The organism is Rhodanobacter denitrificans (genome assembly GCF_000230695.2).
In the GTDB taxonomy this organism is placed as follows: Bacteria; Pseudomonadota; Gammaproteobacteria; order Xanthomonadales; family Rhodanobacteraceae; genus Rhodanobacter; species Rhodanobacter denitrificans.
Genome location: NC_020541.1, coordinates 643227 through 665148, shown reverse-complemented (window position 1 = coordinate 665148; position 21922 = coordinate 643227). Strand labels below are relative to the sequence as shown.

General features: G+C 68.5%; 18 protein-coding genes. 6 read left to right on the top strand and 12 right to left on the bottom strand.

Annotated elements, in window-relative coordinates; genetic code table 11:
• Positions 1 to 55: 55 nt before the first annotated feature.
• Positions 56 to 484, top strand: a complete 429-nt coding sequence (locus R2APBS1_RS02920; RefSeq protein ID WP_007510852.1) for a CBS domain-containing protein — start codon at positions 56 to 58, stop codon at positions 482 to 484.
• A 26-nt stretch (positions 485 to 510) separates the two neighbouring features.
• Here the strand turns inward: R2APBS1_RS02920 and R2APBS1_RS02915 are convergent, their stop codons facing one another.
• A complete protein-coding gene (locus R2APBS1_RS02915; protein ID WP_041676851.1) occupies positions 511 to 1773 on the bottom strand; it encodes an NTP/NDP exchange transporter in 1263 nt (420 codons plus the stop codon).
• Positions 1774 to 1890: 117 nt separating this feature from the next.
• Here R2APBS1_RS02915 and R2APBS1_RS02910 point away from each other — a divergent pair, with 117 nt between their 5' ends.
• On the top strand, positions 1891 to 3501 hold the full coding sequence (locus R2APBS1_RS02910) for a GMC family oxidoreductase (RefSeq protein ID WP_015446816.1): 1611 nt from the start codon (positions 1891 to 1893) through the stop codon (positions 3499 to 3501).
• On the opposite strand, the gene R2APBS1_RS02905 is transcribed toward R2APBS1_RS02910, so the two are convergent.
• The gene (locus tag R2APBS1_RS02905; protein ID WP_015446815.1) at positions 3486 to 5411 is read right to left on the bottom strand and encodes a M48 family metallopeptidase; all 1926 of its coding nucleotides are present in this window, start codon (positions 5409 to 5411) and stop codon (positions 3486 to 3488) included. The genes R2APBS1_RS02910 and R2APBS1_RS02905 overlap by 16 nt on opposite strands.
• A 47-nt stretch (positions 5412 to 5458) precedes the next feature.
• The gene (locus tag R2APBS1_RS02900; protein WP_015446814.1) at positions 5459 to 6046 is read right to left on the bottom strand and encodes a LemA family protein; all 588 of its coding nucleotides are present in this window, start codon (positions 6044 to 6046) and stop codon (positions 5459 to 5461) included.
• 55 nt (positions 6047 to 6101) lie between these two features.
• Here R2APBS1_RS02900 and R2APBS1_RS02895 point away from each other — a divergent pair, with 55 nt between their 5' ends.
• Positions 6102 to 7415, top strand: coding sequence for a serine hydrolase domain-containing protein (locus R2APBS1_RS02895; protein WP_015446813.1), 1314 nt, complete (start codon positions 6102 to 6104; stop codon positions 7413 to 7415).
• 72 nt (positions 7416 to 7487) lie between these two features.
• Here the strand turns inward: R2APBS1_RS02895 and R2APBS1_RS02890 are convergent, their stop codons facing one another.
• The 7 genes from R2APBS1_RS02890 to R2APBS1_RS02860 form a co-directional block, all read right to left on the bottom strand.
• Entirely contained in the window at positions 7488 to 8516 is a 1029-nt protein-coding gene (locus R2APBS1_RS02890; RefSeq protein WP_015446812.1) for an energy transducer TonB, read from the bottom strand.
• Between the two features lie 386 nt (positions 8517 to 8902).
• On the bottom strand, positions 8903 to 9439 hold the full coding sequence (gene metJ / locus R2APBS1_RS20625; RefSeq protein WP_081491641.1) for a met regulon transcriptional regulator MetJ: 537 nt from the start codon (positions 9437 to 9439) through the stop codon (positions 8903 to 8905).
• Positions 9440 to 10048: 609 nt separating this feature from the next.
• Positions 10049 to 10444 (bottom strand): glycine cleavage system protein GcvH, encoded by a 396-nt coding sequence (gcvH, locus tag R2APBS1_RS02880; protein WP_007510870.1) that lies wholly within the window; start codon positions 10442 to 10444, stop codon positions 10049 to 10051.
• 91 nt (positions 10445 to 10535) lie between these two features.
• Positions 10536 to 11636, bottom strand: coding sequence for a glycine cleavage system aminomethyltransferase GcvT (gene gcvT / locus R2APBS1_RS02875; protein WP_015446811.1), 1101 nt, complete (start codon positions 11634 to 11636; stop codon positions 10536 to 10538).
• An 88-nt stretch (positions 11637 to 11724) separates the two neighbouring features.
• Positions 11725 to 13617 carry an adenylyl-sulfate kinase gene (cysC, locus tag R2APBS1_RS02870; protein WP_015446810.1) on the bottom strand — a complete coding sequence of 631 codons (1893 nt, stop codon included), beginning with the start codon at positions 13615 to 13617 and terminating at the stop codon, positions 11725 to 11727.
• Positions 13617 to 14534 (bottom strand): sulfate adenylyltransferase subunit CysD, encoded by a 918-nt coding sequence (gene cysD, locus R2APBS1_RS02865; RefSeq protein WP_015446809.1) that lies wholly within the window; start codon positions 14532 to 14534, stop codon positions 13617 to 13619. The genes cysC and cysD overlap by 1 nt, the downstream gene beginning before the upstream one ends.
• A 156-nt stretch (positions 14535 to 14690) precedes the next feature.
• The gene (locus R2APBS1_RS02860) at positions 14691 to 16088 is read right to left on the bottom strand and encodes an amidase (RefSeq protein WP_015446808.1); all 1398 of its coding nucleotides are present in this window, start codon (positions 16086 to 16088) and stop codon (positions 14691 to 14693) included.
• Between the two features lie 169 nt (positions 16089 to 16257).
• On the opposite strand from R2APBS1_RS02860, the gene R2APBS1_RS02855 reads away from it, so the two are divergent.
• Positions 16258 to 17868 carry an electron transfer flavoprotein-ubiquinone oxidoreductase gene (locus R2APBS1_RS02855; protein ID WP_015446807.1) on the top strand — a complete coding sequence of 537 codons (1611 nt, stop codon included), beginning with the start codon at positions 16258 to 16260 and terminating at the stop codon, positions 17866 to 17868.
• A gap of 18 nt (positions 17869 to 17886) precedes the next feature.
• Here R2APBS1_RS02855 and R2APBS1_RS02850 read toward each other — a convergent pair whose 3' ends face one another.
• A complete protein-coding gene (locus R2APBS1_RS02850; protein ID WP_015446806.1) occupies positions 17887 to 18825 on the bottom strand; it encodes a glycosyltransferase family 2 protein in 939 nt (312 codons plus the stop codon).
• Positions 18818 to 19804: a glycosyltransferase family 2 protein gene (locus R2APBS1_RS02845; RefSeq protein ID WP_015446805.1), complete on the bottom strand. Its 987-nt coding sequence runs from the start codon at positions 19802 to 19804 to the stop codon at positions 18818 to 18820. Before R2APBS1_RS02845 ends, R2APBS1_RS02850 begins: the two co-directional genes overlap by 8 nt.
• 325 nt (positions 19805 to 20129) lie before the next feature.
• Here R2APBS1_RS02845 and R2APBS1_RS02840 point away from each other — a divergent pair, with 325 nt between their 5' ends.
• Positions 20130 to 20876, top strand: coding sequence for an electron transfer flavoprotein subunit beta/FixA family protein (locus R2APBS1_RS02840; protein WP_015446804.1), 747 nt, complete (start codon positions 20130 to 20132; stop codon positions 20874 to 20876).
• Positions 20877 to 20980: 104 nt separating this feature from the next.
• Positions 20981 to 21922, top strand: coding sequence for an electron transfer flavoprotein subunit alpha/FixB family protein (locus R2APBS1_RS02835; RefSeq protein WP_015446803.1), 942 nt, complete (start codon positions 20981 to 20983; stop codon positions 21920 to 21922).

The following is a 21922-nucleotide window of genomic DNA, read 5'->3' as shown; positions in this document are numbered from 1 at the left end:
TGGCGGCGCTAGACTCGCCCCAGACGGCCCGCCCGGGCCGCTGGGAGACCCAAGCATGAGCCAGGTCAAACATCTGCTGCAGGGCAAGGGCAACGCGATCTACAGCATCGCGCCGGAGGCGCCGGTACTTGATGCGATCAAGCACATGGCCGAGCATCGGATCGGCGCGCTGCTGGTGATGCGCGGCGAGCAGTTGGTCGGCGTCATGTCCGAACGCGACTACGCGCGCAAGGTGATCCTGCAGGGCCGTTCCTCGTCGCAGACCGCCGTGTCCGACATCATGAGCGGCCCCCCGCTGACCGTGAGCCCGGACACCGACGTGTTCGACTGCATGCGCCTGTGCACCGACAGCCGCATCCGTCACCTGCCGGTGGTGCACGACGGCAAGGTAGTCGGCGTGATCTCGATCGGCGACCTGGTCAAGGCGGTGATCGACGCACAGGCCGAGCAGATCGAGCACCTGCAGCGTTACATCACGAGCTGAGACGCGGGCTTCGGGAAAGCATCGGCTCACGCCGATGCTTTCGCCGCCTTGTCCACGGGCGCCTGCTCGTCCGGCGCCAGGTCCGGCGACCAGCCGGCACGCCGGGACACCATTACGGCCAGTGCAGCGACGCCGGCACCGGCCAAGGCCAGGCCGGCCACGCCCCAGCCCAGCAGGCGCAGGCCGCTCACCGCGCTGGTCACCACCACGTCGCCGAAGCGCCACACCGCGGTTTCCACGAAGTTCTTGCCCTTGTAGCGCGTCTCGCGCGGCACCCGCGTATACAGCGCATCCACCGCGGGCTTGGTCATGCCGTAGGCGAAGCCGCGCGTGATCACCTGCATCACGGCCAGCAGCGGCACGCTGTAGCTGAAGAACGCAAAGCTCCCGCCACCGATCAACGCCACCCCGGCCAGCAAGGCCAGATTCACCAGCGACGGGACGACCAGTCCCCAGCCCGCGCCGCGACGCACCAGCAGCCACGGCGTCACGCTCAACTGCAACACTGCACCGAGCAGATTGGTGGCCAGGTCGAGATTGCTGTAGAACAACGTGCGCGCGACCGTGCTGGTGAAATGCGCCTTGGCATAGTCCGCCACCAGCGCATAGGCCAGCGTGCCGATGCCATCGCCGAACAACATCAGCAAAGCCATGTAGCGCAGGAAAGGACGCGACCAGAGCTGCCTGATGCCGGCCCACAGCGAGCCGCCGATCGCCGCCTCGCCAGCGCTGCCCGGCTGCTGATCGTGTCGCGCGGAAAGCCGCAGCAAAAGCGTCAGCGAGAGAGTCAGCGCGCACGCAGAAACCACCAACAACGGCGCCACCCCGATCAGCTGCGTCAGCAGCTTGGTCACCAGCGGACCGAAGACCGCGCCGGCCATGCCGCCCAATGCGATCAGCGAAAACACCCGCCGTGCCTCAGCGCTGGAGAAAATGTCGGCCATGAAGCTCCAGAACAGCGACACCACGAACAGGTTGAACACGCTGGCCCAGACGAAGAACAGCACGCCCAGCTCGCGCGCGCCGATGCGCTCCTGCGCCATGAACGCGGGCACGAAGGCGAGCAGGCACAAAATGAAGAAACTGTAGCTCCAGCCGAGCAATTGTCTGCGCGGGAAGCGCGCCACCAGCATGCCGAACAGCGGCGTCAGCAGCAGCATCACCACGAACACCGCGCTGTAGAACAGCGGCAGCGACTGCGAGCCGACCGCACCGCTCAGCTGGCCCATGACTGGCCGGATGATGTAGTACGAAGTCATCACGAAGAAGAACGCCAGCGCGGACAGCATCGGCGCGGCGGCTTGTTCCACTGGCAGCGGGCGGGGCAAACTCACGGGTACATCCGGCGTGGGGCGCGGCAAGCCTAGCACGCGGTCACGCTCATTCCGTCACGCACGGGGGACGCCTTGAACCACTACGACTACATCATCGTCGGCGCCGGCTCGGCCGGCTGCGTGCTGGCCCACCGGCTCAGCGCCGATCCGGCCACGCGCGTGCTGCTGCTGGAAGCCGGCCCCGCAGACTGGAACCCGCTGATCCACATGCCCGCCGGCATCGCGCGGCTGGCCAACAACCGCGCGCTCAACTGGAACTACCGCACCGAGCCGGAACCGGCGCTCGGCCAGCGCCGGCTGTGGTGGCCACGCGGCAAGACCCTCGGCGGTTCCAGTTCGATCAACGCGATGTGCTACATCCGCGGCGTGGCGGCCGACTACGACGGCTGGGCCGAAGCCAGCGGCGACCCGCGCTGGTCGTGGCGCGAGGTGCTGCCGTGGTTCCTGCGCAGCGAGGACAACAGCCGCGGCGCCGGCGCACTGCACGGCGCCGGCGGCCCGCTCGGTGTCGCCGACCTGCGCCACCGCAACGTGCTGTCCGAAGCGCTGCTCGACGCGGCCGCGAGCGCCGGCTTCGCACGCAACGACGACTTCAACGGCGAGCGACAGGCCGGCTTCGGGCTGTACCAGGTGACCCAGCGCGACGGCGCACGCTGCTCGTCGGCCACGGCGTTCCTGAAGCCGGTGCGCCGGCGCGCGAACCTCGACGTGCGCACGCATGCGCTGGTCGAGCGCGTGCTGATCGAGCACCGCCGCGCGGTCGGCGTGCAGTTGCGCCGCGGCCGGCACGACGCCGAGCGGATCGCGGCGGGCGAGGTGATCCTCGCCGGCGGTGCGATCAATTCGCCGCAGCTGCTGATGCTGTCCGGACTCGGCCCGGCCGACCACCTGCGCGAGCACGGCATCGCGGTGCTCGCCGACCTGCCCGACGTCGGCGCCCACCTGCAGGACCACCTGGACATCTGCACGCTCGACGGCAACCCGAGCCGCGTCAGCTACGACCACCTCAACGAACTGGCCGCCGGCTGGCGCTGGCTGCGCCACCGCGACGGGCCGGGCAGCTCCAACGTGGCCGAGGCCGGCGGCTTCGTGCGCAGCCGCCACGCCGCCGATGCACGCTGCGACCTGCAGTTCCACTTCGTGCCCGCGCTGCTCGACGACCACGGCCGCCATCGCCTGCCTGGCTACGGCTACACCCTGCACGCCTGCCATCTGCACCCGCGCAGCCGCGGCCGGCTGCGCCTGCACTCGGCCGATCCGGCGCAGCCGATCGCGATCCACGCCAATTACCTGGGCGACCCGGAAGGCCACGACCTGAAGATGATGATCGAGGCGGCGCGACTGTCGCGCGAGATCCTCGACCAGGCCGCGTTCGCGCCCTACCGCGGCGCGCCGGTGTTCCCCGAACGGCGCATCGCCAGCGACGCCGAGTACGTCGACTTCATCCGGCGCAAGGCCGAAACCATCTACCACCCGGTCGGCACCTGCCGCATGGGCAAGGACGATCGCGCCGTGGTCGACAGCGAGCTGCGCGTGCGCGGCGTGGATGGGCTGCGCGTGGTGGACGCCTCGGTGATGCCCACCCTGCCGACCGGCAACACCAACGCACCCACCATCATGATCGCCGAGCGGGCGAGTGCGTTGATTGCGGGAGGGAACGGCGGGAGTCAAGTGGCGACTTGACCCCCTCCGTCCTCTCCCAGCGGCAGCGGGCAATGCAGGCTGGCGCAGATCACCCGCAACAATTCGGCCTCCTCCACGCTGACCTGGCCGTCGGCGTGGACCGCGCGCAGCAAGGCCTGGATCACCAGCTCCTTGGCCATTGGGCTCAGGCCGTCCAGATCGTCCAGCGCGCGCTCGAACGGCGCCTGCCAGGCCGCCGGCGGCGGCGTCCAGTCGATCGCCTCGCCGGGGAACGCCTGCTGCATCGCCAGCAGCCAGGCGCGCCTTGCGCTGGCCTCGTCCGAACAGCCGGCCGCGGCGACGATGGCACAGACCAGGATCACGCTGTCGCGCGCCGCCGGAAGCTTCTTCACGCCGTCGACCGGTGCACGGCGCGGCGAACTTGCCTCGCTCAGGTGAATGCGCAGCAGCCGTGCCAGGCAGTACTCGTTGATGTCGACCCGGCCATCCACCTTGACCAGCTCGTCCAGCGCGCGCAACAAAGTCTGCTGGCGCCCGTCGGGCAATTGCTTGAGCGCGGGAAACGCCAGCGCGACCAGCGGCAGGCGCGCGATCGGCGCCAAGGCGGCCAGGGCGGAAGCCTGCGCCTGCACGGCGCGCTGCAAGTCGTCGCCAAAGGCATCGGCGACGATCCGGCGCTGCGCCGGCTGCAGCTCCGCCTTCAAGGACAGCGCCAGCGCCAGCATCACGGTCAGCGCGGACTCGGGCTGCCGCACGGCTTCGCTCAGGCTCGCCGGCATCGCCTGCTGCACGGTCGCGACACGCCGGAACGCCGGCGCGGCCGCGGCCACGCCGCCGGCCAGCACGCCCGTCAGGATCGGTGGCAACGGCAACCCCGGCATGCCCGACACGCCTGAGGCGGCGGCCGGGGGGCCGTTCGCCTGCGCAGGCGGTGCCGCTTCGCGCTGCATCCCCGCTGCCATGCGTGCCAGGTCAGCCTCCTTGAAGCCAGGCTGCAGCGTTCGAATGCGCTCGAGCAAGGGCGGATGGGTAGCGAACAGCGCATTGAAACTGCCTGCCTCGCCGAACAGCATGTGCGCCACTTCCTGCCTGTTCGCCACCTGCAAGGCGGAGCCTTCGGCGCTGATCGCGATCTTCTTCAACGCACCGGCGAGGCCATCGGTCTGACGGGTGAACTGCACCGCCGAGGCGTCCGCCAGCGCTTCGCGCGAGCGCGCCACCGCGGCCTGGATCAGGCGTGCGAAGAAGTAGCCGATGTAGCCGACCACCATCAGCGCCGCACCGATCAGCAGCACCTGGCCGCCGCTGCCCCGGCGACTGCCGCGGCCGCCACCGAACTGGAGCACCTTGCGCCCCACGACCGCCAGCACCAGGATGCCGAACAGCAGGCCCATCAGGCGGATGTTGAGCCGCATGTCGCCGTTCAGCACATGGCTGAACTCGTGCGCGATCACGCCTTGCAGTTCGTCACGCGTGAGGTTGTCCAGGCAGCCCTGGGTCACGCACACCGCCGCGTCGGAGGCGGAGTAACCGGCGGCGAAGGCGTTGATGCCCGCCTCGTCGGCCATCAGGTAGACGTCCGGCACCGGCACACCGGAGGCGATCGCGACCTCCTCGATCACGTTGCGCAGCCGGCGCAGCTGCGGGTCGCGGGTATCCGCCGGCACCGCCACCGCGCCGACGCTTTCAGCGACGGCCTTGCCGCCGCCGGACAGGCTCATGATGCGGAACAGCGAGCCGAGTCCGATCCCGGCGATCACCGCGCCGCTGCTGGCGAGGAGCAGCGGCAGGTTCGACGCGGCCGGCTCGCCGGCGGCCGGATGGTGGCCGAAGGCAAGCCACGCCGCCGCGTCGATCGCCGCCACGATCGCCACCACCGCCAGTACGAACAGCGCCACCAGCCGCCGGCTGCTGCCGCGCACGCGCGCCTGTTGCGCAAAGAAATCCATGCAAGCTCCCGGAGTGCGCCGCGGCATGCACCGCGACGCGGCGGCGATCAGCCGAAGGAGACCTTCGGCACGTCGCGCACGGCCGGATTGTCGATCGCGAGCGGCTCGGCGGCGGCGAAGCCGAAGCCGTTCGCCACGAACGACGCGGGAAAGACCTCGCGCCGGTTGTTGTAGGTCAGCACTGCATCGTTATAGGCCTGCCGCGCGAACGCCACCCGATTCTCGGTGGAGGTCAGCTCTTCGGAGAGCTGCATCATGGTCTGGTTCGCCTTCAGGTCGGGGTACGCCTCCTGCAGCGCAAACAAATGGCCCAGCGTCTGGGTCAAGGCGTTTTCGCTGCTGGCCAGCTGCTGCATCGCGGCCGGGTCGCCCGGGTTGGCCTTCGCGCCGGCCAGTTCGTTGACCGCCGCGTTGCGCGCCTGCACCACGGCTTCGAGGGTGCCGCGCTCGTGCGCCAGGTAGCCCTTGGCCGTCTCGACCAGGTTCGGAATCAGGTCGTGGCGACGGGTGAGCTGCACGTCGATCTGCGCGAACGCGTTCTTGTAGCCGTTGCGCGAAGTGACCAGTCCGTTGTAGATCGCCACGAAGTACAAGACAATCAGAACGACGACTATCAGGAAGATGATCAGACCCATCGTCAAGCTCTCCACCCCAAGGCGCATCCCCACGCCGGAACCACGCCAGAATACCATGCAGTTTCAGAAGATCTTCCTGCTGATCGCCGGCACCCTGGGGCTGGCTTGCACGCCGCTCCGCGCCGCCGCATCACCCGCCTCCCCGGCACCCGCCATGCTGTCGATCAGTGTCGACACCGCGCCGCAGCAACTGCCGCCGGCACGCGTCAAGCAGACCCTCGCGGACTATCAGCGCTGGTTGAACCGTCTCGCCCAGCGCGACGCGGTGGCCGGCCTGGCCACCGCGGTGGTGATCGACGGCAAGGTGGTGTTCGAGGGCACCGTCGGCTATGCCGACACCGCCACCAAGCAGCCGATCAAGCCGGACACCGTGTTCCGCCTCGCCTCGCTGTCCAAGGCATTCGCCACCGCCATCGCCGGCCTGCTGGTCGACGACGGCAAGCTGGACTGGAACACCAAGCTGGTCGACGTGTTGCCGTACTTCAAGCTGAAGGACATGCAGGCCGCCGCGCAGGCCACCGTCGGCGACATCCTGGGGCAGCGGCTGGGCCTGCCGCGCAACACCTACGACAACATGCTCGAAGGCGACACTTCGTACGAAGAGCTGGTGCGCAAGCTGGACGAGGTCGACATGATCTGCGGCGTGGGCCAGTGCTACGGCTACCAGAACGTCGCCTTCAGCATGATCGGCGACGTGGTGCTCGCCCGCACCGGCGACTTCTTCTATCGCCAGGTCGACAAGCGCATCTTCTATCCGCTGGGCATGACCACCGCCAGCTACGGCCGGGCCGCGCTGGAATCCAGCAAGAGCTGGGCGCGCCCGCACCGTGCCACCAGCCGGGGCTGGGTGCCGTTCGATCCGAGCGAGACCTACTACCGGGTCGCGCCGGCGGCCGGCGTCAACGCGAGCCTGCGCGACATGGAGAAGTGGCTGATCGCGCAGATGGGCGGTCGCCAGGACGTGCTGCCCACCTCACTGCTGGACACGTTGCACACGCCCGGCGTCGCCACCCCCAGCGAACTGTACGCCACCGCCTGGCGTCGCGGTCGGCTGAGCGGCGCGTACTACGGACTCGGCTGGCGGGTCTACGAATACGGCGGCGAAACGCTGATCTATCACGCCGGCGCCGTGGCGGGCTATCGCACCATGATCGGCTTCTTCCCGAAATACCGCGCCGGCGTGGTCACCCTGTGGAACTCCACCGGCCCCACACCCAGCGGATTGATGCCGATGGTGTTCGACGACCTGCTGGGCCTGCCGCACGTCGACTGGGCCAACCTCGAGAGCCCCGCCAAGCCGGTGGCGCAACCCCGGGCGAAGGCCAAGGCGAAACCACGCGTGCATCGCCGCACGCCGCGGCACCGCTGAGCCGCCGCCGCCCAAAAGAAGGGCGGCGCATGCGAAACATGCGCCGCCCGGGTTGCCACGCTCACGCTCCGATCAGAGCTTGAACTCGATCCGCTGCTGCTTGACGCTGGAAACGGCCACGCCATCCTTCATCGCCGGGTTGAAGCGGTAACGCTCCACCGCATCGACCGCGGCGCGGTCGAAGACATGCCGCGGCTGCGATTCGACCACCTTCACGTCGCTGGTCCTGCCGTCCGGATCGACCGTGAACGACACCACCACCCAGCCTTCCTGGCGGGCGCGCATCGCGGCCGTGGGATAGCGGGCGGCCGCGCCCTTCACCAGCACCGCCGCCGTGGTCCCGCCTGCCGCCGTGCCGCTGCCGTCCGCCGCAGCGGAGGCGCCGCCATCCGCCGCCGACTGCTGACGCGGCTGCTGCGCGACGCGCGACTGCTCCGTCTTCTGCTGCGCGGCCAGCTGTGCCTTCTGCTGCTCGGCCAGCTGATCCGCCGCCAGCTTGTCCGCCGCGGCTTTCTGGGCGGCCAGCTGTGCGGCCTTTTCCTGATCGACGGCCTGCTGTTGCTGCTTGTCCAGCGTCTTGCGCTGGGCATCCAGTTTGGAGCGGAGGATGGTCAGCGTGAAGTTGGCCGGATCGGCCTTCGCCAGCAGCTCGATCTGGCGCTGTGCCTCGCCGAGGTCACGCGAGTTGATCGCCTGCTCGGCCGAACTGGCCGCGAACGGGAACGTCTCGCGCAACGCGTCGGAGGCCACCTTGTTGCCGGGCTCCTTTTCCAGCACGCGCAGATAGAACTCGAACGCGTTGTTGCCGGCCGGCGCCAGGTAGCGCTGCTCGTTCATCGCGGTGCGCGCCTCGGCGAGCAACTGGTTGAGATCCATCGCGGCCACATTGGCCGGCGGCGGCGGCGCCGCCCGCGTCGCGGTGGAAACCGGTGTGGACGGATGACCGCCCGAGTCGGCCATGATCAGGTCCTGGTGCGGCTTGATGATCAGGAACCACGCACCCACGGCGAGCAAGGCGAAGATGGCGATGATGGCAATGACCAGGGGCCGGACGGCCCCACGCGCATGCCGACGCGTATCAAGTATGTATCGGGTATCCATGGTCTCTCACTGAGTGTCGACAGATACCCGCGCTTTTTCCCCCTGTCGATCCAGGAGCGGCGAATCCCCCGGATTCACCGCGGCGCGGATGTGCAGAAGGTAGCTCCAATGGCGAAGCACGGCAAATCATGCGCAAGGTCACGCTACCGGCCGGAAATCTGTTCCAGGCAGGCATCGTCGCGACCTTCGGAAAACGGCACGTTCGGGGGTGGGCGGCGAAAGGCAACGCGGGCATGCCGCCGGTTGCGCGCACGGATATTCCACCCCCTGAAACGAAGCGTCCCGGCCAGGCCGGGACGAAGGCTTCTCGAAGTGCTCTCCCCGCGCTGGGCACCGCGGGGAGAGAAGTCGATGGCTTGTCTTATTGTGGGGTGTCGCGTGTCGCCTTACTTCTTCGCTTTGGCCTTCGCGGTCTTGGTGGCCTTCACCACCTTGGCCGGTGCAGCTTTCTTGGCGGCGGCCTTCTTCGGCGCAGCCTTCTTCGCGACCTTCTTCACGGCAGCTTTCTTGGCGGCCGCCGGCTTCTTGGCGGCAGCTTTCTTGGCGGCCGGCTTCCTGGCGGCAGCCTTCTTGGCGGCCGGCTTCTTGGCAACCGGCTTCTTGGCGGCGGCCTTCTTCACGGCGGGTTTCTTGGCGGCGGCCTTCTTGGCGGCCGGTTTCTTTGCAGCGGATTTCTTGGCAGTGGCCATGGTTCGTCTCAGCTCCTCATCAGTTGGCAGTGGTTGCCCAGTAAAAGCGTGCAGGAACGCTTCGACCAACACATCACTGTTGGTAGCGTGCCGAAGATTGTTCACTTGACGGTGGGTGCGCAAATCAGAAAGCCGCCGCAGCACATGCAGCGGAATCGAGACGGTGATCTTGCGTACTGCATTGGCCTTTTCACCGTGCTCGACATACGGCTTGATGAATTTCGTTGTCGCCATAAAACGCATTCCCCGTGATCTGTTGCGAAAGCTATCCCCGAAGATTTCGCCTGTCAATTGATTTCAGTCATCAATTCCACCCGCTTGCAGCCGCCCCAAACCGCCCCGAGGCCTGCCGCAACAAGGCTTCCGGGGCATTTGCACGATTCATCGAATAGACGTCTGGACGTCCATACGATATTTTCATGGAAATCTTTGTGCCCCTTGAAACCGTTGGTACACAACGATTTCAAGACATGCAGCCATGGCGTACCGGAAAATGAGCATCGCACGGCGCCATTCGCGCGAGGCGCGTTCCGAGCCGCCGGCAGGCGGCCTGCAGATGAACGGAACACGACTGAAACCACCCGGACCCGCGTTCCGGCGCAGGCAAAAAAATCCCTCGCCCACCCTGCCCTCGCCCCGGCGACGGCGCGAACGAGACGCGCGGCGGCGTCGGGCACTCGTCGCCGAGGCGCTCGCTCGACGTCATGCCGGACACGTCGCGTCGACGAAGGCGCGCCTGCGCGACGTCGGCCGCGCGCACGCCGCGGACAGCAGGTCGCCGTCGCAAAAACGCCGCCGGCCGCACTGGGCGGCCGGCAAGGTCGAACCTGATCGCGTGCGAGGTCAGTGGTCTTCGTTCTCGACCAGTTCCTCGTAGTCGTTCGCGTCGAGCAGCTCGTCGAGCTCGCCGCGATCGCTGGGACGCACCAGGAAGATCCAGCCTTCGCCGAACGCGTCCTCGTTGATGGTCTCAGGCTTGTCGTTGAGCAGCTCGTTGACCGCGACGACTTCGCCGGACACCGGCGAGTAGATGTCCGAGGCGGCCTTCACCGACTCCACCACGGCCGCACCGGCACCCGCCTTCACCGCGGAGCCGACTTCGGGCAGCTCGACGTAGACCAGGTCGCCGAGCTGGTCTTGCGCGTGGTCGGAGATGCCCACCCGGACCAGGCCGTCGTCTTCGGCGCGGGCCCACTCGTGGGACTTGAGGAATTTCAGATCGCCGGGAATCTCGCTCATGATCGGGGTCCAGTCGTTGGGTTGGGTCGGGTTACAGGCGGTGATTCTAGCCACATCCGCCGTTGGAAAAACGTGTCATGCCGGGCGTCGCTCAGATCCCCTCGCAGGGCCTGCCGTCGCGCACGAACGGATATTTCACCAGGCGCACCGGCACTTCGCGGCCGCGGATATCCACGCGGATCGCGCCCGGCTCGCCGACGGGTATGCGTGCGAACGCCACCGCCTTGTCGAGCGTCGGCGCGAAGCTGCCGGAGAGGATCTCGCCCTCGCCGTTCGCGGTGAGCACCTTCTGGCCGTGGCGCAGCACGCCCTTCTCGTCCAGCACCAGGCCCACCATCACGCGCTTCACGCCGGCGGCCTTCTGCGCCTCCAGCACCTCGCGGCCGATGAAGTCGCGGCCCTCGTCCAGCGCGATGGTCCAGCCGAGGTTGGCTTCCCACGGCGACACGCTCTCGTCCATGTCCTGGCCGTAGAGGTTCATGCCGGCTTCCAGCCGCAACGTGTCGCGCGCGCCGAGGCCGGCCGGCGTCACGCCGGCGGCGGCCAGCGCTTCCCACAGCGCCACGGCGTGTTCGGCCGGCACGATGATCTCGAAACCGTCCTCGCCGGTGTAGCCGGTGCGCGCCACGAACAGCGGCATGCCGTGCGGCCCCTGCGCGGCGGCGGCACTGAACTTGCCGAGCTTCTCGATGCGCGGACGGTCCACCTCGTGCAGCAGGCCCAGCACCTTCGCGCGGGCGTTGGGGCCCTGCACCGCGATCATGGCGAACTCGGGGCGCTCCTTCACCTCCACCTCGAACGCCTTTGCCTGGCGCTCGATCCAGGCCAGGTCCTTGGTGCGGGTGGCGGCGTTGACGACCAGCCGGAAGAACTCCTCGCCGAGGTAGTACACGATCAGGTCGTCGATCACCCCGCCGCGCTCGTCCAGCATGCACGAGTACAGCGCCTTGCCGTGCAGCTTGAGCTTGTCGACGCTGTTGGCCAGCAGGTGGCGCAGGAAATCCCTGGTGCGCGCGCCGTGCAGGTCGATCACGGTCATGTGCGAGACGTCGAACATGCCGGCGTCGCGGCGCACCGCATGATGCTCCTCGATCTGCGAGCCGTAGTTGATCGGCATGTCCCAGCCGCCGAAGTCGACCATGCGCGCGCCGAGCGCACGGTGGGTGGCGTTGAGTACGGTCTTCTCGGTCATCGCGGCGGCGCCTTGCGGGGGAAAGTCCCGCATTATCGCCGCCGGCAGCGGGCAATCCAAGCCGGGCGCGGCCGTTGGCCGCGGTGGCTCAACCGCCCGCGGCGCCATCCAGCGCGGCCAGCAGCCGCGCCACCACCTGCTCGGCCAGCTGCTCGGGGCGCTGCCCGCCGCTCAGCAGGTGGATGTCCGGCGCTTCGGGCCGCTCGTACGGCGCGTCGATGCCGGTGAAATTGCGGATCGTGCCGGCGCGCGCCTTGCGGTACAGGCCCTTCGGGTCGCGCCGCTCGCACTCCTCCAGTGGCGCGTCCACGAACACCTCCATGAACTCCGCCGCGGCGAACAGTTCGCGCGCCGAGCGCCGCTCGCTGCGGTACGGCGAGATCGCGCTGACCAGCACGATCAGCCCGGCGTCCACCATCAGGTGCGCCACCTCGGCGATGCGGCGGATGTTCTCCACGCGATCCTGCGGGGTGAAGCCCAGGTCCTTGTTGATGCCGTGGCGCACGTTGTCGCCGTCGAGCAGATAGGTGTGGCAGCCCAGCGCGTGCAGGCGGCGTTCCACCAGGTTCGCAACGGTGGACTTGCCGGCGCCGGACAGGCCGGTGAACCACAGGCACAGCGGCTGCTGGCCCTTGCTGGAAGCGCGCACGCCCTTGTCGATGTCGACGTGCTGCCAGTGCACGTTGGCCGAGCGGCCCAGCGCGAAGTCCAGCATGCCGCAGGCCACCGTGGCGTTGCTCTGGCGGTCGATCAGGATGAAGCCGCCGAGCGTGCGGTTGTCCGCATACGCCTCGAACGCGACCTCGTCGTCCAGGCCCAGCGTGCAGTAGCCCACCTCGTTCAGCAGCAGCTGCCGCGCGGCGAGCTTGGCCTGGCTGTTGACGTCCACCTTGTGCTTGATCGACATCACCCGCGCGTTCACCGTGCGCGTGCCGAGCTTCAGCCAGTAGGTGCGGTTCGGCAGCAGCGCGTTGTCGCCCAGCCACAGCAGGTGGCAGGCGAACTGGTCGGCGACCGGTGCCGGGTGCAGCGCGTCGGCGATCACGTCGCCGCGGCTTACGTCGATCTCGCGGTCCAGGCACAGCGTCACCGCCTGGCCGTCGCCGGCGCTGTCCAGCTCGCCGTCGGCGGTGACGATGCGCGCGATGCGCGCACGCTGCACGCCGGGCTGCACGATTACCTCGTCGCCCTTCGCCACGCGGCCGCCGCAGATGGTGCCGGCGTAGCCGCGGAACGACTGGTCGGGCCGGTTCACCCATTGCACCGGCATGCGGAAATCGCCGGCGCGCAGTGGCGTGACGTCGGCCGATTCCAGCAGTTCGAGCAGGCTGGCGCCGGTGTACCAGGGCATCCGCGACGAACGCGAGCCCACGTTGTCGCCGTCCGGCGCGATCACCGGCAGGCACGCCACTTCGGCGATGCCCAGCGACTGCGCCAGCGCCCGGTAGGCGTCGGTGATGCCGCGGTAGACCGCCTCGTCGCAGCCGACCAGGTCCATCTTGTTCACCGCCAGCACCACCCGGCGGATGCCCAGCAGCGCGCATATATAAGTGTGCCGGCGGGTCTGCGGCAACAGACCCTTGCGCGCGTCCACCAGCACCACCGCCAGCTCGGCGTTGGAGGCGCCGGTGGCCATGTTGCGGGTGTACTGCTCGTGGCCGGGGCAGTCGGCCACGATGAAGCTGCGTCGCGCGGTGTGGAAGTAGCGGTAGGCCACGTCGATGGTGATGCCCTGCTCGCGCTCGGCGTCCAGGCCGTCGGTGAGCAAGGCGAAGTCCAGCGCGTCGCCGTCGTCGGCATGCAGCCGGCGGCTGTCGCGCGCCAGCGCGGCGAGCTGGTCTTCCGGCACCGTGCCGGCGTCGTACAGCAGGCGGCCGAGCAGGGTGCTCTTGCCGTCGTCCACGCTGCCGCAGGTGATGAAGCGCAGCAGGCCCTGGCCGGCGGCGGCAGCCGTGATGGCGGAAGCGGTCGGGACGGCCATCAGAAGTAGCCCTCCAGCTTCTTGCGCTCCATCGAGGCGGAGGGGTCGTGGTCGATCACCCGGCCCTGCCGCTCGGAACTGCGCGAGTCGGCCATCTCGGCGATGATCTTGTCCAGCGTGTCGGCGGACGATGCCACCGCGCCGGTGAGCGGGTAGCAGCCCAGCGTGCGGAAGCGCACTTCGCGCATTTCCACCGCCTCGCCCTCGCGCAGCGTGAAGCGCTCGTCGTCCACCATGATCAGCGCGCCGTCGCGCGCCACCACCGGGCGCGGCGCGGCGAAGTACAGCGGCACCACCGGGATGGCCTCGCGGCGGATGTACAGCCACACGTCCATCTCGGTCCAGTTGGACAGCGGGAACACGCGCACGCTCTCACCCTGGCGGATCTGCGTGTTGTAGGTGTGCCAGAACTCCGGGCGCTGGCGCTTCGGGTCCCAGCGGTGCTGCCCGTTGCGGAACGAGAACACGCGCTCCTTCGCGCGCGACTTCTCCTCGTCGCGCCGCGCACCGCCGATCGCCGCATCGAAGCCGTACTGGTCCAGCGCCTGCTTCAGTGCCTGGGTCTTCATCACGTCGGTATGCACGGTGGCGCCGTGGGTCAGCGGCGAGATGCCCTGGCGCACGCCGTCCTGGTTGATGTGCACCAGCACCTGCACGTCGCCGCTCGCCGCCACCCGCTCGCGGAACGCGATCATCTCGCGGAACTTCCAGGTGGTATCCACGTGCAGCAGCGGCAACGGCGGCTTCGCCGGATGGAACGCCTTGCGCAGCAGGTGCAGCAGCACCGAGGAATCCTTGCCGATCGAATACAGCATCACCGGATGGCGGAAGCTGGCCGCCACCTCGCGGAAGATGTGGATGCTCTCCGCTTCCAGATCGTCCAGGTGCGAGCGCGCCGGTACGTTGTCGATGTTCATGCGTGGAACCCAGGCTGGCCTTGCGCGGCGCGCCACCGCGCGCCGGTCATCCGGCCATGTTACGCGAACGCCGGCGGGGTTCCGAAATAATCTCGATCGGCAGTCGCCTGCGCGTGCGGCATATGCGGGCGCCCTCGCGCCACGGTATGGATGCGCTCAGGCGATCGCCGGGTACGTCGGCTCGGCATCCAGCGTGGCCGCGCACACCGAGGCCAGTTCCAGCAGGCGCAGGTCCGAGCCGCGCGCGCCGACCAGTTGCAGGCCCACCGGCATGCCGTTCGGCAGCATGCCCATCGGCAGGCTCACCGCCGGGCAACCGGCCAGGCTGGCGAAGCTGGTCAGGTCGGCCTGCGAATCGGGTACCGGGCCGTCCAGCGGGAACGCGCCCTGCGGCGTGGTCGGCAGCACCAGCACGTCGACCTGGGCGAACAGCCGGCGCATCTTCAGGGTGGCCGCGTCGAGCACACGATCGGCCACTGCGTAATCGGCCGCACTCTTGCCGGCGGCGTAGCCGAGCAGACGGCGGAAACGTTCCGACACCGGGCGCCTGCTATCGGCCAGGTCCGCGGCGAAGGTGCCGAGCATCTCCGCCTCCATCAGGAGCAGGCCGGCGCGGCGGGTGCGCGCGAAATCCCAGTCGGCGAAGTCGACCGTGCGGCGGTCGCCCAGCGCATGCGGCAATTTCGCCATGGCCGCCTCGAACACCTCGATCACTTCCGGCTGCACGCCGACCGCGGCCAGGTCCGGCAGCAGCCCCGCGCGCAGGTTGCCCGGCTCCCAGTCCGGCAGCGCGAACGCGACCCGGCGCCGGCGCGAACGCGCATCGTCGGCGTCGTAGCCGGCCAGTACCTGCAGCAGCACGGTGAGGTCGTCGGCGCTGCGCGCCAGCAAACCGACCGCGTCGAGCCGGCGCGCCGCCGGCACCAGGCCGCGCGCGGAGATCTCGCCGTGGGTGGGTTTCAGCGCGTACACGCCGCAATAGCTGGCCGGGATGCGGATCGAGCCGAGGCTGTCCGAACCGACCGCCGCCACCGCCAGACCCGCGGCCACCGCGGCCGCCGCACCGCCGGAGGAACCGCCGGCGGTATAGCCGTGCCGGTGCGGGTTGTGGGTGGCGCCGGAGTGCGGGTTGTCGGTGACCGCGCCCAGCGCGCCCTCGTCCATGTTGGTCTTGCCCAGCAGCACCGCGCCGGACGCGCGCAGCCGCGCCACCACGTGGGCATCCTCGCGTACCGGCTTGCCGCGGCCGGGCAGGCCGACCCGGGTGGGCCAGCCGGCGATGTCGAAGTTGTCCTTCAGCGCGATCGGAATACCGTCGAGCCGGCCGATCACGCCGTCGCGGCGGCGCCGTTCGGCCAGTGCCGCCTGATCCTGCACCAGGCCCGAACGCTGGTCCACGTAAGCATGGAGTTGCGGATCGATACGCTCGATTGCCTGCTGGTAGACGTCGGCCAGCGCCTGCGGCTGCACGCGGCCCGCCGCCAGCCAGTGCAGCAACTGGCACAGCGAGGCGCGACGCAGGTCGAGATCGGCGATCGGCGGCATCGAATTCATGAACGCTCCCTTGGCTTGGCCCGATTATCGCCGCCTCCGGTGAAACGATTGCAAGCGGTAGCGCAGCACGCGTTGCCGCACGGCGCGCGAAAACGGACAATGGCGACCTGACCCATACCCGCGCGCACGGCAAGCGCCTGCGCCGCCACCCAGCTCCAGGGAGTCCGCCATGAGCGAACGCGAAACCATGGAATACGACGTCGTCGTGGTCGGTGCCGGCCCGGCCGGCCTGTCGTTCGCGATCCGCCTGAAGCAGCTGAAGCCGGACACGAGCGTGTGCGTGATCGAGAAGTCCTCGACCATCGGCGCGCAGATCCTGTCCGGCGCGGTGATCGAGCCGCAGCCGCTGGACGCGCTGCTGCCGGGCTGGCGCGCCAACCCGCCGCCGGTCTGCGTGCCGGCCGGCGAGGACGAGTTCTGGCTGCTCAGCAAAACCGGCGGGCGCAAGATGATGGTGCCGCCGGGCATGAAGAACCATGGCAACTTCATCGTCTCGCTGGGCGCGATGTGCGCCTGGCTGGCGCCGCAGGCCGAGGCGCTGGGCGTGGACGTGTTCCCCGGCTTCGCCGCCGCCGACAACATCTACAACGAGGACGGTTCGGTCGCCGGCGTGCGCATCGGCGACATGGGCGTGGCGAAGGACGGTTCGCACAAGGCCGGCTACACCCAGGGCATCGACATCAAGGCCAAGGTCACCGTGCTGGCCGAAGGCGCGCGCGGCAGCCTCACCAAGCGGCTGATCAAGCGCTACGCGCTGGACAAGGACAGCGACCCGCAGGGCTACTCGATCGGCATCAAGGAGCTGTGGCAGCTGCCGCCCGGCCGCGTCACCCCGGGCAAGATCGTGCACAGCTTCGGCTGGCCGGCCGACACGCACACCTACGGCGGCAGCTTCATGTACCACCTGGACCAGGACCGCATCGCGCTCGGCTACGTCAGCGGGCTCGACTACAGCGACCCGAAGTACCAGCCGTGGGAAGCGTTCCAGCAGTGGAAGAACCACCCGATGAACCTGCCGCTGCTGGAAGGCGGCAGCATCCTCTCCGCCGGCGCGCGCGCGATCGTCACCGGCGGCTGGCAGTCGCTGCCGAAGTGCGAGATGCCCGGCGCGCTCTTGATCGGCGACACCGCCGGCCTGCTCAACGTGCCGAAGGTGAAAGGCACCCACCAGGCGATCAGGAGCGGCATGCTCGCCGCCGAGCACCTCGCCGCCAACGGCCTCGACGCCACCGGTTTCGATGCGAAGCTGCGCGGCTCGGCAGCGATGGCCGAGCTGCGGAAGGTGCGCAACGTCAAGCCCGCGTTCAAGAAGGGCCTGTGGTTCGGCATGCTCAACGCCGCCTGGGAGACCGCCACCGGCGGCCTGTCGCCGTGGACGCTGAAGAACAAGCCCGACTGGTCCAGCCTGCACAAGCTCGGCGAGTACGAAGAGCCGAAGCGCGACTACGTGCAGCGCGCGCTGCCGCCGCGCGACCGCCTGGCCGGCGTCTACTTCGCCGCCACCGAGCACGACGAGGACCAGCCGGTGCACCTGCACGTGGCCGACACCGACATCTGCGCCACCAGGTGCGTCGAGGAATACGACAACCCCTGCACCCGCTTCTGCCCGGCCAACGTCTACGAGATGGTGGCCGACGAAAGCGCGCTGCACGGCAAGCGCCTGCAGATCAATTCCGCCAACTGCGTGCACTGCAAGACCTGCGACATCAAGGACCCGTACGAGATCATCACCTGGGTCACGCCGGAGGGTGGTTCGGGGCCGAATTACCAGAACCTGTAAGCAGTCGCAGTCTCGCGCTCAGCCGTATCCGGAAAGCTCGTCCGGGCACGCCCCACGCCGGCCCTGCAGGCCGTCGTGCAGGCCGCGCAGCATGCAACGCAGGTTGCGCCGGCGCGGGCCGACCAGCACGCCGAACAGGAACAACTTGGCCAACACCCTCGGCAGATCCTGCGCAACCCATGTCCGCGGCGTGTGCGGCAACCGGTAAAGCAACAGGCGATTGCGCATCATGTAGTACAACCGCAGCGAACCATGCACCACGATCCGCCCGCGGCCGAACGGCAGCGCACGGCGGCCGTCGCCGAGACGGTGATACATGGTCGCCGCACATACGCCATGCAGCGCATAGCCCTGCGCCCGCGCGCGAAAACCCCATTCCAGATCCACGTTGTCGATGAACAAGCCTGCGTCCATCGGACCCACCCGATCCAACACGGCCAACGGAATCAACATCCCCGAGCTGATCAGGAAATCGCATGCGACGGATGGCGTATCGGCAGCACACCACTGCTTGCGGTTCAGCGGGAAACCGATGCGCACGAAGGGTGCGTCGCGGTGCTCGCGCGGGTCATGGAAGCGTGGCCCCACCGCGGCCACCTTGCCGGCTGCGGACAGCACCTGCAGCGCCCGCCACAGGGCAGCCACCATGTCGGCGCCCGGCTCGCTGTCCTGATCCAGCAGCAGCACATGGCGAAAGCCGCGTGCGCGCGCCCAGTCGATGCCGACGTTCTGCGCCGCGGCCAGCCCGATGTTGCGCGGCTGGCCCAGCAACGCCCCGCCATGGGCGGCCAGCAGTTCACCGATCGCCGCCTGCCAGTCGCCGCCGCTGGCGTTGTCGACCAGCGCCACGGCGCCGACCTGCGGCATCACCCTGCCGAGCAGATCGGCGATCGCCGCCGGATCGGGCTGATAGCTCACGATCACCGCGCAGATGCCGCTGACGGAAATCTCAGTCATGCCGCAGCAGATCCCGCAACATCGAGCGGCCGCCGGTGCCGTAGCGGCGATAGCAGCCGCTGCGCGCCTCCCGCATGATCGCCGGCAGGCGCCGCAGCCGTGGCAGGCGGCCGATCGCCACGCGCCGATCGAAATGGCTGGACTTGTGGTGCACCTGCGCGACACGTTCGGCGCTGCCACGGAATTCGCCCCGCGCCAGGAACGCCTCCAGTCGCCGCAGGCGCAGCGCCTCGTCGGACAGCAGGCGACCACGCGGAAGCAGCAGATCCCGCCACTTCATCGCCAGCGTGCGCCTGCGCATGCCGATCTGGTTGGCGCCATGCTGGCGGTAGTCGATCAGCGGCTCGTCGATGAAGTCGACCCGACCGGTCGCCGCTGCCACCGCGGTCAACCATTCGTCGTGGATCCAGCCCGTTTCCACCGGCAGCGCCAACTCGACCAGGCTACGCCGCAACGCCGCGGTGGCGCCGGTCGCGAAACTGCGCCGCAGAACCACCTCGAACGCGTGGCCGTCGTGAATGGCCTGCTTCTCCTGCGGCGTCATCTGCAGCGCCTCGAACAGCGAACACTGCAGCGAGCCGCCCTGCGCATCCACCAGCCGCGCGTCACTGTGCAGCAGCGACAGCGAGGGATCCTGCTCGAACCGGTCGGCCATCCGTGCCAGCTTGTCGGCGCGCCATACATCGTCCTGGTCGCAGAGGAACAACACCTCGCCCTCGGCAGCCCGCAAGCCCGCGGAGAAGTTGCCGACATAACCGAGAGTGTCCCGATTACGCCGCAGCTCTACTGCGATGCCGGCCTTGCGCGCACGCTGCGCGAACACATGCAGCATATCCATGCTGGCATCGGTCGAACCGTCGTCGCCGATCACGATCTCGTCGGGCAGACGCGTCTGCGCCAGCAGGCTGTCCAGCTGCGGCTGCAGGTAAGCAGCTCCGTTGTAAGTGCAAAGCACGATGGAAAAGCGAGGCCGCGTCATGTTCACTCGTTGTCGCGGGCGACCCTGCTCAAGTCGGGTGACCACGGGGACGCCATCGATACCGCCACATGCCGGCCGACCCGGCATCGCGGCATCATACCGGAACGCACAGCCGCGCCCGCGGCTTCACCGCAGCCAGCGCGGCCAGCCCGCTCGGCCTCGCCGCAGCGGCGCCGGCGACATCCACCGTACGCGCGACGCAGCGGCTGACCGCTGCACTGCGTCGCAACGCCGCAGAACCGTCCAATTCGTACGATTGTTCGATGCCGGTTAGAATGGCGATTTCGAGCCCCTGCCGGGGCGGCCAACAAGACAGGAATCACCGATGAAAATTCTGGTCGGCTACAAGCGCGTCGTGGACTACAACGTGCGCATCCAGGTCAAGCCCGACGGCAGCGGCGTGGTCACCGACGGCGTAAAGCTGTCCGCCAACCCGTTCGATGACATCGCGCTGGAAGAGGCGCTGCGCCTGCGCGAGAAAGGCGTGGCCGAGGAAGTGATCGTGGTCGGCATCGGCCCGGCCGATCTCACCGCGCACCTGCGCAATGGCCTGGCGATGGGTGCGAACCGCGCCATCCACGTGGTCGCCACCGACGCCGTGCAGCCGCTGACCGCCGCCCGCGTGTTCCTCAAGCTGATCGAGAAGGAGCAGCCGGGGCTGGTGATCCTGGGCAAGCAAGCGATCGACGACGACGCCAACCAGACCGGCCAGATGCTCGCCGCGCTGTGGGATCGCCCGCAGGCCACGTTCGCCAGCAAGGTCGAGATTGCCGATGGCAAGACCACGGTAACCCGCGAGGTCGACGCCGGCCTGGAAGTGATCGAAGCGGAACTGCCGGCGGTGATCACCACCGACCTGCGCCTGAACGAGCCGCGCTTCATCAAGCTGCCCGACATCATGAAGGCGAAATCCAAGCCGATCGACACGATCGAGTTCGCCTCGCTAGGCGTCGACGCGCACGACCACCTGAAGACCACGCACTACGCCGCGCCGGCCAAGCGCAGCAAGGGTGTCATGGTGAAGGACGCGGCCGAGCTGGTCGCCGCGCTGAAGCAGAAAGGCCTGCTGTAATCCCATTCCCGTGTAGGAGCCCACCCTGTGGGCGACGCTTTTCAACACGCACCCAAGAGCATCGCCCACAGGATGGGCTCCTACAAAAAGCTTCGGAGACACACATGAGCAAGATCCTGGTCATCGCCGAACACCTCGGCGGCAAACTCAACTCCTCCACCGCGCGCGCCGTGAGCGCCGCCACTGCGGTGAAAGGCGAAGCCATCGACGTACTGGTGCTGGCCGACAGCGTCGACGCGATTGCCTCCGAAGCGGCGAAGATCGATGGCGTGAGCCGCGTGCTCATCGTCGCCCGCCCCGAGAACGCCCACCCCCTGGCCGCCATCCTGGCACCGCAGATCGCCAAGGCCGCTGCCGGCTACAGCCATGTATTCGTGCCTTCCACCACGTTCGGCAAGGACGTCGCCCCCCGCGTCGCCGCCCTGCTCGGCGTTGCCCAGGTCAGCGACGTGATGAGCGTCGAGGCCGCACACACGTTCAAGCGCCCGATCTACGCCGGCAACGCGATCATCACCGTCGAGGCCGACACCGCCCATACCGTGGTCGCCACGATCCGCTCGGCCTCGTGGCCGGCCGCCGCCACTGGCGCCAGCAGCGCACCGGTCGAGGCGCTGGCCGTCGACGCCGCGCTGCCCACGCATACCCGCTTCGTCGAGCTGAAGCAGGGCAGCAGCGATCGCCCGGACCTGCAGAGCGCCAGCAAGGTCGTTTCCGGCGGCCGAGGCGTCGGCTCGAAGGAGAATTTCGACATCATCTTCAAATTCGCCGACAGGATCGGCGCCGCCGTCGGCGCCTCGCGCGCCGCGGTCGACGCCGGCTATGTGCCTAGCGACCTGCAGGTCGGCCAGACCGGCAAAATCATCGCCCCCGAGCTGTACATGGCCATCGGCATTTCCGGTGCCATCCAGCACCTCACTGGCATCAAAGACGCTGGTACCATCGTGGCGATCAACAAGGATGGCGAGGCGCCGATCTTCGAGATTGCGGATTTCGGGCTGGTGGGGGATCTGTTCAAGATCATTCCGGAACTGGAACAGGCACTCTGA